The following is a 16,324-nucleotide window of genomic DNA, read 5'->3' on the forward strand; positions in this document are numbered from 1 at the left end:
TATTTATTTAACCAACTCCAGCGCTGCAACGGTTTGCAGTGCGCCATTGGCAATTATATTTTGTAATTGTGTTTTTACGAAATTTGCAAATCCGGGTAATTGCGTTAAATCAGTACTCCAAAGCGATTCATTTTTAAGTACTTGCTCTGCAACAGCACGGGCATCATTATTTTGCCATAGCTCATAAAAATAAGCCGCTGCATCGTCTTTTATTTCATACCGCTCGCCATTCCTGTCGCCAAAGTATTTATCACTGTCCTTAACCGATTTCATATACAGCAGGTAGGCTGCAAAACCGGTACCCATATACTGAGGGACCGAACTATTAAGCTCATAATGACGGAGCAGCAACGGCACGTTACGCATATTCATTTTAGAAGTATATTGCGTAGTAATGCTTTGCCATTGGTGATTAATAAACGGATTGCAAAAACGCTCGAACGTATTTTTAACGAAAGCTGCCTTTACATTTTCATCTATTTTATACGGAATGGCATCGCTTATCTGTTTCATAAGCTTGCGGGTAAATGTGCCGTAGTGTTCATCGCCCACAGCTTCTCTTGTAAGGTTAAAACCGCTTAAAAATGCCGTACCACAGTTAAAGGTATGCGTACCGTTTAGTATGCGTAGCTTTAGTTCTTTGTATAATGTAATGTCCGGCTCAATTTTTACAGCATCATCAATTTTGTAGAATGACAGCACCTCCTTAACCTTTTCATTGCCTTCTATTGCCCACAGGCGAAACGGCTCGCTCATGGTAAGCAGGGCATCAGTATAACCCAATGATGTTTCTAACTCTTCTAAGTCGGCACTGGATGGCTTACCGGGAACAATCCTGTCTACAAGCGAATTGCAAAAGGTATTGCTGCTTGTAAGCCAGTTGATAAACGCACTGTCCAGTTTATTGAAATTAGCAAGTTGTAGCATTATGCCTTTAAGTTTATCACCGTTATCGGTAATAAGTTCAGTAGGCACTATTACCATACCACTATCGGCAGCACCATTAAATGCATTGTAGCGCTCATATAAAAAAGCCAGTAATTTACCGGGAAAGGATGATGGCACACCCTCTAAAACATTCTCTTCAACCAGTTGGATGCCAACCTCGGTAGTGTTAGAGAGAACAATATTCATGTCGGCATTATGGGCACATTCTAAAATTGTAGGCCAGTCAGACTTTGCAGTCAACACACGGCTTACCGATGCATTGATGATATCCTCCTTAATTTCCTGGCCATCGGCAAGACCTCTCACAGAAACGGTGTATAAGCCATCCTGTTGGGCAAACTCATCATTACTGCCATCGGTAGATTTTACAATTACTACCCTGCCGTTAAAAATACCCTGTTTATTGGCTTTGTCAATAAAATAATCGGGCAACCCGCGGAGCAATACCCCGGTACCAAATTGCAATACCTTTTCAGGTAACGCCAGTAATTTTTCATCGGGAATTTCAAGTCCCGGTTTTGCTTCTATATTTTTTAAGGTATGTTTAGATAACTGCATTTTTATTTTGTTTGTTTTAATAGCCATTTTGCAAATTCTTCTGCCGCTGCAAGATTTTGATAATCAGCAGGCATTTTTTTTCCGCCAACATATTCGTTGTAAATCCACGGATCGCCCAGGGCAAATACGGTTCCCTTACCGTACTTTGCAACAGCCATAAGGTTGTTCTCCCCGCTTTTAAGCACCGTTTTTGCCGGACTCGTAACATTTAACGAACTGTATTCTTTTACATACAATTTTTTAGGCGAACCAAATATCTCATGCCCGGCGGGAGTCATTACAGCACCCTGCTCAAAAATATCGTTTTGTACACGGTTGTGGCTGTCTTCATTAAAATGGACGCCAAATTTGTCTGACAGTTTATTGAAGTTTTTAAGCTCTGCATTGCCGGCATCGTTAGTTAGCAATACCAGTACACCACCCTGTTTTACCCAGGCAGCAATGCTTACAGCAGCCTCTTCATCCATAAAATTAGGCTTGGCTGTTTCTTTTTCGGTATCCGGATCTACAATAATATATACCGATGCATTTTTTAGGTTGGCAGCTGTAGGCTTACTTTCAAGCGAAGCTATCTTTGCCCCCTGCTTTTTAAATATATCACCTAAAACTGAATACCCTCCAAAAGTGTTATCCTCCCAGGTATAGTGCCAGCGGTAGTCTTTACCTTCAACATCTTTTTTCCATTCGTTATTGTAATAATAGTCCAGCATTACTGTTTTTTCTTTGCCTGCAACCTCTGTATCTAAAAGGTTTACTACAGGTATACATTGTGGCAGTATAAACATTCCGCAAACGGATGCCAGTACCTTTATCTTTTTTTGATAGCTAAACATATTTATTGTTTTATAGTATTAATCAGTCCTTTAAAAAATTTACCGGTGTAATGGTTACAGTACCTCCCAGTCCTGAAGGCTGTACCTCCCAATTTGAAGCATCAAAACTTTCGTATTTAATGTTTACAAAGTTTATTTCGTGGTATTTTCTCCACTCCAGTTTATTTTGATCCATGTAGCGAATACGGTTAGCCATAAGGTTGCGCACTTCAATTTCTATGGTGTTTTCGCCTTTTTTTAAATAGTTGCCGATGCTCAGCTTATACGGAACACTCCACACAAGGCCGGCATCTTTACCGTTTACCGTAACCCTGGCGCTTTCATATAACTGATCCAGCTGTAATACATAGTCATCGGCATTTTTACGCTCTACTTTAAATATAGTAGTATACGTAGCTGACCCAGAGAATAATTGTGTTGCTACATCATCGGTAAAATCGGTCCAGGGTTGTAGCGTTTTCATGGTTTTATCTGAAGGCACAACCGGCCCACCGTTATTAAAATGCAGTTTCCAGGCATTATTTAACACGATTGGATTTGCATCTTTATCGTGATAATTCCATTTATCTTTAGCATTACCTAACTCATTTAACGCTTTTACAAATATAGCCTCACCCGGCTCTAATTGCAGCTTTACGCTTATGTTATTTTTTTGTGCGGTAAAACTGCCCACACCCGTTTTACCCGTTTGCGGATCTAACAGTACCACGCTTTTTGCCGATGTATTTAAAGCAACAAGTCCGTCAATTTTATTTGGTGTATGGTTTACAATATAATAGTATGTGCCATTATCAATTTTACGCTTTATGAATTTTAAACCCCTGTCGGTTAATGTCTCACGGTTTATGTTGGCATAAGCCAATCCCTGCGAAATGGTATCGGTAATGATTATTTTGCCATTGCCCAAAACAGCCTCTTTAATGCCATTGTTTTTTTGCTGTACTGTTATTGATGCTATTAAATCCTTTAGCTTGTTGCGGTTGCTTTCCAGGTTATTAAATCCGGGAACGTCTTCCGGAAACTGCTGCATTACAATAGTACAACCACTTTTTGCCAGGCGGATAATATGCTCTAACGTAGCAACCGGCATGTATTTGGTTTTAGAAATTACCAGTACTTTATAAGCCGCGCCCTTATCTGTAACTTTTATCTGCCCGTCAACAACTTTAGCCTCTGTCAGCATTTTATCCGACGAATAATCCAAAGAATACCCAATGCTATTAAGCGTCTCGGTATTAGTGTAAAAATCTGTCGGGCACAGCCAGTTATCAATCTGGTGGATGCCAAAAGCCATATCCAGCCCTTTTGGGTTGGCCCATGTGTCATAAATTGGCCAGTATGCCAATACTTCGTTATCAGGCTCGCCGCTTTGCAATATGCTCTGGCAACGGGTTATGTACTCGTTTAAACCTTTTAAATGAGGCCACAAACTGTTTTGAGGCACAAAATTGGTTGACGCGTAAAACAGCCATCCGGGGAAAGCCGCATTAGCAGGCGTATAAGTTGTACCGTGATAGAACACGTGGTTAATACCGCTTAAAAAAACCTGCTCAACCTCCGGCTTGCACTGCCCCCACGATGTTTTAAAATGCTCTGTAAGCCACGTAAATGTTTCGTTAGAGGTAAGTTTTTTTCCGGTAACGTGCGCTGCAGACGATGCAAACTTCAGCACGGCAATATCCGGCTCTACGCTTTGCACATCGGTACTGGCCCTGCGTAAACCGGGAATGTAAAAGGTTGTACTGCCAAAGGTTTCCGATTCCGGGATATCAACCAATGCGTACAGGTCTAATAAATTTCCGGGCGAACCGTGTGCCTGGTTGGTGTTCATCGATTTTTTACCGTGCGCCCAGGCCGTAAATTTTGAGGTAAAATTCTCCAGCATTAAGGCGCTCATAGTTTCCCTGTAATCGCTTTTAACGCGGGCAATTTGCTCATTACCCTCTTTTGTAACCAGATCTTTAATATACAGCCTGAGGTCGTACCCCTTTCTTTTTTGGAATTCGGTAAAAAAATCAGGCGTCCAGTTGGCACCGTATACTTCGTAACTATCATTAAAAAAAGAACGTACGCCGTGGTTAGAATTTCCAAAGGCGGTATCAAACGCCTTAAAATAGTTGCCAAGTGCAGTGTCCGAAAAATGGTCTAACGTATACCCTTCGCCCCCTGCGGCTGCCCGCTTTACCTTTTGCCCGGTCTTGCCAACAAAAAGTGCATACAGTTGCCAGTTGCCGCCTTTAGGCGACCATTGTAACGTACCATCCTGCAATACCTTATCGGTTATTACGGTTGCTTTTCCATTTTCATCATAGGCTGTTACAGCGCTTAAAAATACCCCGGGAATGCCTTTTTGCTTTTCATCGTTCATCACGATCTTTTCCTGCAATGTTTCGCCAGCCTTTAATGAATAGGTTTCAACGACCATTTTAGTGGCAGCGTCCTGTGTGCTTACCTGCGGGCCGCCAATGGGCCAGCCCGTACCTACAGAGATATCTACCCCCATATTTAAACCAGCCGATGTTGCCACCGTATAATCCAGCACATTCATCCACTGCGGGGTGAGGTAATTTATGTATTTATCTTCATAACCTATTGCCCCATAAATAGGCACTACCTGCGTACCGCCAAAGCCTGCATTGCTTAAGTCTTGTAGCTGGGCTTTAATGCCGCTTTCGTCTACAGCGCTGCCCATCCACCACCACCGTGTCCATGGCTTAGCTGTTTGTGTAACAGGAGGCCATTGTTCCTGAGCCTGGGCAACGGGAGTTAAGCCTAAGGCAAAAACAATGGGTAATAGTTTTTTAATGATCATTATGCTTTATTTCTGTTCAGATTTTTGTCTGAATTTAATTTCCGTCGGGTTTAACTGCGCTTACAAAACCGCTTTGCGGCCAGTAAAATGTTGCAACAGGATTTGGCCTGGCCGGATTGTATTCTTTTACGTTCTTTCGGATGTATTTTGCCAGCGGCAGCTTTTGCTCACGAATACTACTTACTACACAACTTGCCAGCTCGTAAGCACCATAAGGATTAAAGTGGGTATTATCCTCCAAGGTTTTGGTTTGGTTAGGATAGGTATTGGCAGGATAATGCACAAATGCCTTTACCGACTGTTCTTTACCAAGGGTTTCATACAATGTTTTGCTCATGGCGCTCAGGTCTATCAATGCTACATTTTCTTCTTTGGCAGCTTGCCTCATACCCTCAGGATAATCTAAGAGCGTATTTACAATATGCCCCTGTTCATCAAAATTCCTGCGCTGTGTAGAGGTTACCAGCACCGGTATCATATCCCTTTTCCGGGCTTCGGCAATCCAATTTTTTAATGTTTCCTTAAACGTGGTAAACGCATCCAGGTGGTTGGGCCCGGGTTTTTGATCGTTATGCGTAAATTCTATAAAAAGGTAGTCGCCGGGTTTAGCCATGCTCCATATTTTTTCGAACCTGTTTTCGTTTTCAAAAGCCTTAAGGGTTTCGCCACTCTCGGCATAATTGGCCACAGCCACTTTAGATGGAATAAGGAATGCCGGGAACATTTGGCCCCACGACGCATACGGGTCTTCCGGCTGGTCTACCACGGTCGAATCGCCTGCCAAAAAAATAGTGGCTGCCGATTTATTCGGCGTAATTTCTATAGCACATATTTTAGGGAGCGAATCGTTAAACTCAAGCGTTAATACATTATCCCAATGCAGGTAGTTTTTTTCGCGAGGTTTTACGTGAACTTTATCAATTACGTTACCTTTACCGTCCCTGATAAGGCTATCCCTCACATGAACGGTAAATGTTCTTTCAACCGTTTCGCCTTGTTTTGTAGTTACCTGAGGTAGCATAAGCCTCCTGCATTCGGCACGTACACTTGTTGCCGATGTACCTTTTGTATCGCCTAACACTACTTTTACATCATAATTACCCTCCGGCAGTTTTACCGAAAAATAAAACGGACCCTTACCTGTAATGTAGTCACCCTTTAATGCCGAACTGTCATTTTCAACCGATTTTATTTTTGAGTCGAAATCGAATCCATAGCCGGTTTGGGAAGTGTATTTAGTTTCAGGCATTACCTGCGTATATCCTTTCTCTACCTTACCCGACCCGAAGTCAAACTTAAAAGACGTTTGCTGGGCCTCCGTAAAGAGCGAAAAAAGTAATGTTAGTATGATAAAAAAGTAATGCTTCATGGTCATTCCCTCCTTAGTCTTTATAGTATTGTATAGCGCTGTCGTTAATTTTTATCTTGCTGGCATTTACCAGGCTAATGATCTCAGCACCGGCCATAAGTACCGGCCCATAACCGTGTGCAGCATAATTGTTAACCGGGCGGTAATAATAAAATGCAGGGTCAAAGCCCATGCCTGTGCCTACGCACGTGCCTTCTACCTCGCCTTTAGCATTTACTTTAGTGCTAACCGCATTCCACCCTAAAAGTGCCATAGGGCTGTACGCCTGGGCATCAAGCCAGCCTTGGTTAATTCCGCGGGCTATGCAATAGGTGTATATTGCTGTAGCCGAAGTTTCAAGGTACGAATCGTTCCTGTCCAGCAACTGGTGCCAAAACCCGGTACCTGACTGATAGGAAGCCAGCCCCTTTGCATGTGCCTGAAACTGGGCCAGTACAAAAGGCCTGTCAGGATGGTTGGCAGGCAGCACATCTAACAATTCTACAGCAGTTAAAAATGCCCAGCCGTTTGCCCTTGCCCAATGAAATTGTGGGTGAGGGTCCATACCCTCTATCCAGCCGTGCATGTAAATGCCTTTTTGTGCATTAAACATACGCGGAACAAACTGTTTAAATTGCTTAACGGCATCATCAAGGTAGCTTTTATTGCCTGTAAGCTGGCTTAATTGTGCAAGTGCCGGGATGCCCATATACATATCGTCGAGCCAAAGCGAGTTTTTTAGCGGACGCAGCCTTGCCAGTGTACCATCGCTAAGGCGGTGCTCTTTATTGGTTATAAAATCGGCGTACACATCTATTGTGGGTTTAAGGTTAGCCTCGCTGGCATTACCCGTTTTAATAGCTTTTATCATTGCGGCACAAATTGCCCCGCAATCATCAAGGGCATGCGGCTCTATTGAACCGCGGAACGGATAGCTCTTATCGGTGATTTTACCATCGGCTAAAGCCTTTTTTACTGCCGGTATCCAGGTACCCATAAAGCTAAATCGATTGCGGACATAGTCGGAATACCGCTTATCCCCAGTGCTTTTGGCAACGCTTAACATGGCGCCATACGTAACACCCCATTCGTAGCTGTTAAGGCGGTAACTGCCTTGTTTTAGCTCCACAGAGTTATCCAGTTTTTTTGTATCTGTAAAAGTCTTCCCGTCTTTTTTATTGATCATTTCATACGGTGTTTCAGCATCCAGATAGGTAAATACACGGTCTAATACAGCTTTAACCTGTTCAGCTTTAGGAGCTTCGTAGGGCATTGGGTAATCCGGTTTTAAAAGGTGCAGCGGCGAGGTAACATCGTTACCTTTTTTATCGGTGTATTGTGCCGATGCAGTAAAGCTCCCCACACAAAGCAACGGTAATATGTAGTATATTTTCTTCATGATATTATAAGATATGTGTTTGTTTTTAGTGGTTAATCGGTTAAAATATTTTCAGATGGCATGATAAATTGTACGTCTTTAGCATTGCTTTCGGGCGAACCAAAATAAAAATGCAGCGTCCGCTTTTTTGTACCATGCAGCTTATTAAGCTCTCCTAACGGGCCAAGGGAAGCGGTATCAGTGTTGATGCCAAAAGCCAGTTTACCCGCTATTGGCGGGATTGCCTCCAAAAATGAAATGTCACCTTTAGGCAATTCCGGCTGCGGTACAGGCCCCGATAAAGCATAAAAGTCGAACAGGCGCACAAACAAATTTTCCTGCTCGGTACCCATTAAAAATTTGCCTTCGGCAGTATCTATTTCCATCCAGGTAATATCGCTGTAATAGCCTTTAAATTCAGGATACGTCCACGCGTAACCCGTTTGCGTTGTGTTCATAATGTTGCCCCAAACGTTGTGGGTAACGCCATCCATACGGTTCTTCCAAACCCTGTACTGGCCATTGCCCAGCCATTTTGCCGAAAATACATAACTTACAGGATAATTAAAGCTTACGCCGGAGTAGGCAAAGTCGCCTTCAGCCTGGTATTCATAGGCCAGTTCCAGCCAGCCGTTCGGTTTAAGTTTCCACAGCACCTTCTTCATATCGCCGGAATAAGTGCATTCTACAACCTGGTTGCTGCCTTCTTTATAGGTTTTGATGTTTTGTAACGCAGCAGTACCCGAAACCAACACCGGGCCATTGGTAAACGATATTTTCTTGCCTTTTTCGGTCACAACCAAAGCAAGCAGGCCATCTTTTTTGCTGATGGTTATCACAATTTCTTTAGCCATTAGCTCTATCGCAGTATCGGTTTCCTGAACCGCTACAGCCGATTCCTTTTCAGGTGTTTTTACAAGGGTAGCCACGAAGTCTTTATTGGATTTTATCTTCCATGTCCAGGTATATAGTTCCTTACCAAAAGGATCTATGGCACGTAATAAAAGCGCATCAGTATCTTTCCAGTTTTTAGGCAGATTAATTTTGATGTTGCCTTTTAGGGTGGGCTTAACATCGGGTGCTTTTATATCGCCTTTTTGGGATATTGTGTAGCCCAAAACGCTTTCACCCGGTTTGGCAAAGTTTACAAGCTCCCATTGTAGGGTACACTGGTTTATGTTGGTATAGTGATAACGATTCTCCACCGGTATGGTGCCTGTAAAATTATCCGGCAAAACTGCCATATCTATCTTAACCGGACTGTATATTTTTTTAATAGCGTTGTAGCAGCCCTCCTTTTCACGATGTGGCCCAAGTATACCATCCGGCGCGTTAATGCCATTGGTATCAATACGGCCGTTGTAATCGGTTCGTACAAGGCCTTCATCCAGTAATGCCCAGATAAACCCACCGGCGCCTTTTTTAGAGTTCCAGTGCAGATCCCAAAAATCGGCTAATGAGGCTGCCCCACCGCCATCGTCCTGGGCATGTAAAAACTCCGTAACCATGTAGATATTCTCGTCTTCAAGGATTTTTTTACTGCTGTAGTAGTTTTCATAGTGGTTACAATCTATACCGCCAAAAGCATTGCCCGGCTTGTGGTGCGCATGTATAACCGGCCTGCCCGAAAGGTCGTATTGGGCATAATCATCATCAAGGTCAAAATTATGGCCGCCCTCGTTACCATTGCTCCAGATTATTATAGAAGGATGGTTGCAATCGCGTATTACCATTTCTTTAACCAGCGGTGCTCCGGCTTTTGTACTGTAGGCTTTTTGCCATCCCGCAAGCTCGTCTAAAACATATAAGCCCAATGAATCACAATACTGTAAAAATGCTTTATCCGGCGGGTAATGCGAGCAGCGCACTGCATTCATGTTCATGCCTTTTATGATCTCTACATCCATCAGGTCGATCTTCGCATTGATTGTCCTGCCCGTTTCCGGCCACCAAACGTGGCGGTTTACGCCTTTCATTTTTACTTTAGTGCCGTTTACGTAGATGCCATCGCCTTTGCGTACTTCAATGGTCCTGAAACCAAAGCGGTCGTTAGTCTTATGAATATCCTTACCACTTTGCTTTAGCGTATAATGCACATGGTAAAGATTTGGGGTTTCGGCTGTCCAGAGCGCAGGTTTCTTAACCGAAATGTTTGCTTTTACAAGCGTATCGCCTGCTTTTAAAGGTACAGTGGCAGAGCCTACGGTTTTATTTGCTTTGTCTTTTAATTCAACCAATACTTCGCCCGTTTTCTGGATACCTTCAACATAAATATTGCTTTTAAAGCTGCCATCGGCTTTGGCATCTATAGATGTCCATGTTATATGCGTTTGTGGTGTAGCTTCAAGGTAAACCGGCCTGAATATTCCCCCAAAGATCCAGTAATCAGCTAAGCGCTCTGCGTTGTTAACAGATTGGTCGGCAGACATTTTAGATACCGTTACTTCAAGCTTATTTTCTTTACCAAACTGAACCTTATCGGTAATATCATATTTAAATCGGTAAAACGATCCCTGGTGTATGGCACCGGCTGATTTACCGTTGATCTTTACTTCGGTATCGGTCATGGAGCCTTCAAAAACGATCGATATTTTTTGCCCTTTCCATGAATCCGGCACCATGAAGGTGTGTTTGTAGAGCCCTTTTTCATCGGCAAAACGAAAATTTTTACCATACGTGGTGTAGTCCCTGCCGTAATTGTATGCCCCAAAACCCTGCTGCTCCCAATGGCCCGGTACTTGTATAGTTGACCATTTGCCCGCATTGCGTCCGCCGGTAACCCAAAAATCCCAGGCTACGGTGTTTTCATTATCGGTCCCTGAAAGGTACTTAACCTGTTTGGTTTGTGCCGTAACAGGTGTACCCAGGGTAATAATAAAAGCAAGGAGTAATAAAAAGCGCATATAATTGGTGTGCATAATCATGGTAATAAAAAAGCTAATCTAACAAGTTAATGGTAAAGGAGTATCCCGAAGTGTCCTGTACGGAATCGTTATCGTGAATTTTTTAGGATATAGCTATCCTGGCCGCAGGAGTGCAGCCGGGTATATTTAATGAGAGAACCTTAGTTTTTAAATTTCCATACTACTACGCCTGCGGTGCTAAGGGTAGGTTTGCCAATAAGCACTTCGGCGTCTTTTGGCAACGTAACTTCGTACGGCTTATCAGAGTAATTCATGGCTATGCCAAAGCCATCGCGGTACTCCACCGTAACGCCCGGCGGGTAATTCTGCACCGGGATATTCAACTGTTTGTACAGTTTGGTAAGCACGGCCTGCTCTAAATCGCCGGTGGTGCTATCGGCACCCACATAGGTTACCGTGCCTTTGCCTAAATTAGTATGTGTAACAGCAGCCTTGCCAGCGTAAAAATCGCCCTGATAGGTAGCCCAGGTTTTTGTGGCGCCTGTGGGCTTAAGCACATCGCCCCAGCTTGCCCAGGCAAATTGTGCGTTATCCATCTTTACGGTATCAGGCGCATAGGGCTTTAGGAGGTCGTAAAACTCGATCTCCGCACCAATAAGCGGATATATAGGCGCGGCATGGCGGGCTTCCCAAAGATGGCCCTGCTCATCCTGATGACCGGTTCGGCTGGATAGTATAAGATTACCGCCATTGCGGGCATACTTTTCTAATTTAGCTATCAAAGTGCGGCTCATTTGCTGGTAGGCAGGCACTACAATAACCGGGTATTTAGAAAAATCAACGCTGTCGCGGATGATATCTACCGGTGCACCAAAACCTTTAAGCGTTTTGTAGTATTTAAGTACGTGGGCTTCGGTATCCCAAAGGGTTGTCTGTTTATTCTGGTTGATGGCAACAGTATTATCAGGGTCGTACAAAATGGCTGTTTTACGCTTCAGGTAATCAGCCGGCATTTTGCCTGTTGCCTGGTTTTTTCGCAAAACTTTAATATCTTTTATAAATTGCTCAAATTCCAGTCCGCCACTGGTCGGCGTTACACCATCGGTACCTAAAATACCTGCATGGTATTGCTCATAACCATAAATAGGTGCGCGAAAACGGTAGGTACAGGTAAATTTACTGCCCCCTGCAAACACGTGCCACAGCCACAGGTTAACCGCACCCGGTAAAGGCTGCGAGTTAATACTGCCCCAGTTAACCTGCCCCGGCTGAAGCTCCATAACGCCATAAAGCGGCGAAAGCGGCCTGAAAAAATCGTTAGACATGGCAATGCGGCTGTACTCGCCAACGCGGTAGCCTTTAGGCCCAATGCCATTACTCTCACCATACACCATATAGCGTGTATAAGTAATAAAATCCAATTCTGAACTGTTGCCTATGTAACGTGCCTCGTAGTTAGGGATATAGTTTGATGTGATCCACTGTTTTGGGGTGGTATACTTACGGATTACCTTTGCCTGCTCATCAAGGAAATTGGCAGTTTCGGCATCGCAAAAACGGCTGTGGTCTAATTGCTGGTATAAGTTCATGCCCCACTGTGCGTGTTGCGGCAGGTTTATCTGGTTGAAGTCCGTATACGTGCCGCTCCAAAAATTAGTACCCCAGGCCTTGTTAAGCGCATCTATGGTTTTATATTTATTTTTAAGCCAAACCCTAAAACGGTTTTGGGCATCGTTGCCATAATCAACGTTAGAAGCCGGTTCGTTATCCAGCTGCCAGCCCATTATACGGCTGTCTTTGCCGTAATGTTTTGCTAATTCGGCTATCATTTTCATGGAATAGGTACGGTAAATTTCGCTGGAAAATGAGGCGTGCTGCCTGGACCCATGATCCATATAGGTGCCATCTTCGCGCTTTTTTAAAATTTCAGGGTATTTTCGCGTTAGCCATACGGGCGGCGTAGCGGTGCTTGTACACATAATTACTTTTAGCTTGTACTTAGCTGCCAGTGCTACAGCCCTGTCCAGCCAGGCGAAGTCATATCGGCCTTCTTCCGGCTCCAGCTGTGCCCAGGCAAACTCGGCAAAATGGGTAAACTCAAATCCCATATCGGCCATTTTTTTCATATCCCGTTCCCATTGCGACTCGTCCCAATGTTCGGGGTAATAATATGCGCCTACGGTGGTAAGCTCTTTTTCAGGGAAATAGTCGGCAGCTTTTTTTTGTGCCATGGCACTGAAAAATAAACCTGTTATAAATGCAAGACTGAGTATTTTTTTCATGTATGATACTTTTTTGTGAGGTACAGTAATTTAGTTTTTTAGCGATGATTTAAGTGTAAGTAAAACACTTTACAATTTTAAGCTTTTTAACGTCTTAAATTTCTTATCCTTTAAATTATTTACACGATGGATGCTAAAATCGGTTACATTTTTCAATTCAAACACCGTTACATCAGGCATGGTTTGAACGGTAATATCATAAAAATCAGCGCCTTTAACATCCTCTAATATAAAAGCAGGCCGCCAATCGGGGTTGTCAAATTCCATTGTAATATGGTGCATACTAATATTGCGCGCATGGCGAATGTAAAAGCCATAGGCGGGTATTTTCCCAAACTCCTGAGGGTCGGGGTACGAGGTTTCATGCTCCGGCACTATAACTTTAGATTGTTCCTGAGACCCGCCGCCCGTTATTTTAATATGGATGTTAGAAAACACGATATCCTCTACATCATGGCCGGGTATGCCCATGAGCATCGACCCGTATTGCGGATTTGAAGCCGTAATAATTACATTATCAATCAATACACGTTTAAAGCTGCCTACTTTTGCATCAGACGGGCCACGCATCCTCCTGCCAAGCCTGAAAAAGAACGGCGCGTTACGTATATCATCCATAACAATGTTAGATACTGTGATGTTCTCCAGCACGGACCCATCAACGGTTTCAAGCGCTAAGCCGCGGCAATGCTGAAAAGTACAATTGCTTATGGTAATGTTTCTGAAATCACCGTTAGATTCGGTTCCCAGTTTTATACGGCCGGTAACCACGCCTTTATCCGGCGCGGCTTTTTGTGTGGTTTTAAACGAGCCATCAAGAAAAGTGCCCTCATCATACCCATACACCGCGCAGTTGGTAATGGTAATATTTTCGGTACGCGCGGCATAGCCCAATGCGTAGGAAGCCTTTAGCACCAGTGCATCATCATTAGGGGAGTTAAGCGAACAATCGGAAACGTGCACATACCGGCAACAATCTATATCTATGGCATCGCGATTGGTATCGATCTTTAAGTTATTGATGGTCATGTTATCTACACCCGTAGCCAGGATAGCAAAATGCCCGCCCTGCAATACGGAAAAATCACGCAGTGTAACGTTGCGGCATTTTTTAAGGGCGATAGATTTATTGCCAAGCCCGGGTGTAGTCTTCCCCCATTTTTGCAGGCCTCTGCCGTAAATCAACCCCGGGCCTATAATGGAGATATTATTTAAGTCTTCGCCCCAAATAAGGCTGTTATGGAAATGGCTGTGCCCAAAATCCTGGTACTGTAATGAGTCGCCCCACACGTTGGGTTCAGGATCGTCGTATTTACCCTTTTGGTCGTCCATATTGGCAGCAATAAGGGTAGACCCCGCACTGAGGTAAAGCGTAATATTACTTTTAAGGCGGATGGAAAAACTAAGGTAGTTGCCTGCCGGAAAATATACCGTACCGCCACCTGCCATTGCTGCTGCATTGATAGCATTGTTTATGGCATCGGTATCTAAATGGATGCCATTGCCCATTGCTCCAAAGCTTTGCACATTAAATACAGCATCGTTATCAGGCCTGGCATAACCAAGCCAAGTACTTAACAGCATCAAATAAAATAGCACGATCTTCATGTATTATTTTGTTTTGGATAATTTCACGGCAGCTTTGTTCACGTCCCTGGCAATTGACGTTTTTTCTTTACCGTAAACCGATTTGATGTTGATATTTTTCGACTTGCTGCCCGATACTTCATAAACTGTAGCCTGATCATCAGTAGTTGTAAAGCCATCTATAGCAACATCTTTTACATTTTTAAGGATAAGGGCCGGGCCGCCGTCCACCGTGACCTTTATATTTTTAAGCCTGATATTTTCTGACTCTGTCAGTTCTGCACCTTTTTTGGCGTGTACTGTAATATTCTCAATATTAATGTTTTCGATATTTTTTTCGGGCAAACCATTAAAGAACATTGCCCTTCCGGCATTGCTGCACACCACATTTTTTATATAGATGTTCCTGAAAACGGGGGTGGTTTCATCTACCACAGGCAAAACGTCTTGTTTAGGTGTTTCGATACCCTGCTCTAAGGTTTCAACCGCCGACTTTCCGCCATAATACAGGTCAAAAAGCAATGGCTCGGTAGCGATATCAAACATGCTGATGTTGGAAATGTAAATATTCTCGACCACGCCTCCCCTGCCCCTTTTGCTTTTAAAGCGCAGGCCAACATCGGTACCTAAAAACTGGCAGTTGGATACCCAGATATTCCTCACCCCGCCCGACATTTCACTGCCCACTACAAATCCACCATGCCCCCTGAACACGGTACAGTTGTTCACAATTACATTCTCACAAGGGAAATTGCGTTTCCTGCCGTCTTCATCCTTGCCTGATTTGATGCAAATGCCGTCATCGCCCGCATCAAACGTGCTGTTAACGATAATGGCGTTTTTGCAGGACTCCAAATCGAGCGCATCGCCGTTTTGCGCATACGGCGGATTGCGTGCCATGATACTGTCTATAATGATATTCTCGCACATTAACGGGTGCAGGTTCCACGCCGGTGAATTTTGAAAGATAACGCCCTGTAACAGTACGTTTTTACAGTTTTGAAGGCTCACCATTACCGGCCGCAAAAAATCGCGTATGGATGCCCAGTCAGCATCGGTATTTAAGTTGCGCGGTACATTCATATCGCTTATCGAATCGCCATGGCGAAACTGTTTAGATGGCATCCAGTAGTCGGCGCGCTTAAACGTACCGCCCTTTGAGGTAGCCTCTTTCCAGAATTTATCCGATACCTTATCTTTCTTTAACGCCCTCCAGTACTGCCCGTTACCGTCTATAGCGCCTTTGCCCGTTATAGCAACGTTAGTTAAATCCTTGCCCCAGATAGGCGACTGGCAGCGGCGGGTATCCAGCCCTTCAAAAGAAGTATCTACTATGGTATACAGGTCTTTATCGGGCGAGAACAAGATGATGGCGTTGTCCTGCAAGTGCAGGTTAATGTTACTTTTGAGCACGATAGGCCCGGTAAACCATACTCCTGCGGGAACAATGAGCCTGCCACCTCCTTTTGCTGATAGTACCGCTATAGCTTTGGCAAAGGCATTAGTGTTTAATGTAACGCCATCGCCCACCCCACCAAAATCTTTGATGGAAACATCGTAATCAGGAAAAACGGGTGCAGATAGCACCGGCATCTCAAAAGGGAGGTTGTTGTATAAATATTCGTAACCGGTTTTTGCAGTTTTGTCCTGAGCGTAAAAATTTAAGTTGCAAAAAAGCGTGAAAACGAAAACCAAAAGTGAAATATTAGCCATA

Annotated in this window: 9 protein-coding genes; all 9 read right to left on the minus strand. The window is 43.9% G+C overall.

All coding sequences use genetic code 11. The annotated features are described in order from the left end of the window. Window positions 1-3: 3 nt before the first annotated feature. On the minus strand, window positions 4-1,506 hold the full coding sequence (locus FMM05_RS11925; RefSeq protein ID WP_143373611.1) for a tagaturonate reductase: 1,503 nt from the start codon (window positions 1,504-1,506) through the stop codon (window positions 4-6). Window positions 1,507-1,508: 2 nt separating this feature from the next. Further along, window positions 1,509-2,339, minus strand: a complete 831-nt coding sequence (locus FMM05_RS11930) for a DUF4350 domain-containing protein (protein ID WP_143373612.1) — start codon at window positions 2,337-2,339, stop codon at window positions 1,509-1,511. A gap of 22 nt (window positions 2,340-2,361) precedes the next feature. After that, window positions 2,362-5,151, minus strand: coding sequence for a glycosyl hydrolase (locus FMM05_RS11935; RefSeq protein WP_143373613.1), 2,790 nt, complete (start codon window positions 5,149-5,151; stop codon window positions 2,362-2,364). A gap of 34 nt (window positions 5,152-5,185) precedes the next feature. After that, window positions 5,186-6,520 (minus strand): rhamnogalacturonan acetylesterase, encoded by a 1,335-nt coding sequence (locus FMM05_RS11940; RefSeq protein WP_143373614.1) that lies wholly within the window; start codon window positions 6,518-6,520, stop codon window positions 5,186-5,188. 13 nt (window positions 6,521-6,533) lie between these two features. Further along, complete coding sequence (locus FMM05_RS11945; protein ID WP_143373615.1) at window positions 6,534-7,898, minus strand: glycoside hydrolase family 88/105 protein; 1,365 nt, start codon at window positions 7,896-7,898, stop codon at window positions 6,534-6,536. A gap of 32 nt (window positions 7,899-7,930) precedes the next feature. After that, a complete protein-coding gene (locus FMM05_RS11950) occupies window positions 7,931-10,795 on the minus strand; it encodes a glycoside hydrolase family 2 protein (protein WP_235894404.1) in 2,865 nt (954 codons plus the stop codon). A gap of 146 nt (window positions 10,796-10,941) precedes the next feature. Beyond that, window positions 10,942-13,023, minus strand: a complete 2,082-nt coding sequence (locus FMM05_RS11955) for a beta-galactosidase (protein ID WP_143373616.1) — start codon at window positions 13,021-13,023, stop codon at window positions 10,942-10,944. Window positions 13,024-13,092: 69 nt separating this feature from the next. After that, window positions 13,093-14,631 (minus strand): rhamnogalacturonidase, encoded by a 1,539-nt coding sequence (locus FMM05_RS11960; protein WP_143373617.1) that lies wholly within the window; start codon window positions 14,629-14,631, stop codon window positions 13,093-13,095. Between the two features lie 3 nt (window positions 14,632-14,634). Then, window positions 14,635-16,323 (minus strand): glycoside hydrolase family 28 protein, encoded by a 1,689-nt coding sequence (locus FMM05_RS11965; RefSeq protein ID WP_143373618.1) that lies wholly within the window; start codon window positions 16,321-16,323, stop codon window positions 14,635-14,637. Between the last annotated feature and the right edge of the window lies 1 nt (window position 16,324).

The organism is Flavobacterium zepuense (genome assembly GCF_007097145.1).
Lineage (GTDB): Bacteria > Bacteroidota > Bacteroidia > Flavobacteriales > Flavobacteriaceae > Flavobacterium > Flavobacterium zepuense.

Bases quoted from the DNA above. Each gene is read 5' to 3' on its own strand.
- FMM05_RS11925 (WP_143373611.1), bottom strand. From the start codon at position 1,506: ATGCAGTTATCTAAACATACCTTAAAAAATATAGAAGCAAAACCGGGA.
- FMM05_RS11930 (WP_143373612.1), bottom strand. From the start codon at position 2,339: ATGTTTAGCTATCAAAAAAAGATAAAGGTACTGGCATCCGTTTGCGGA.
- FMM05_RS11935 (WP_143373613.1), bottom strand. From the start codon at position 5,151: ATGATCATTAAAAAACTATTACCCATTGTTTTTGCCTTAGGCTTAACT.
- FMM05_RS11940 (WP_143373614.1), bottom strand. From the start codon at position 6,520: ATGAAGCATTACTTTTTTATCATACTAACATTACTTTTTTCGCTCTTT.
- FMM05_RS11945 (WP_143373615.1), bottom strand. From the start codon at position 7,898: ATGAAGAAAATATACTACATATTACCGTTGCTTTGTGTGGGGAGCTTT.
- FMM05_RS11950 (WP_235894404.1), bottom strand. From the start codon at position 10,795: ATGCACACCAATTATATGCGCTTTTTATTACTCCTTGCTTTTATTATT.
- FMM05_RS11955 (WP_143373616.1), bottom strand. From the start codon at position 13,023: ATGAAAAAAATACTCAGTCTTGCATTTATAACAGGTTTATTTTTCAGT.
- FMM05_RS11960 (WP_143373617.1), bottom strand. From the start codon at position 14,631: ATGAAGATCGTGCTATTTTATTTGATGCTGTTAAGTACTTGGCTTGGT.
- FMM05_RS11965 (WP_143373618.1), bottom strand. From the start codon at position 16,323: ATGGCTAATATTTCACTTTTGGTTTTCGTTTTCACGCTTTTTTGCAAC.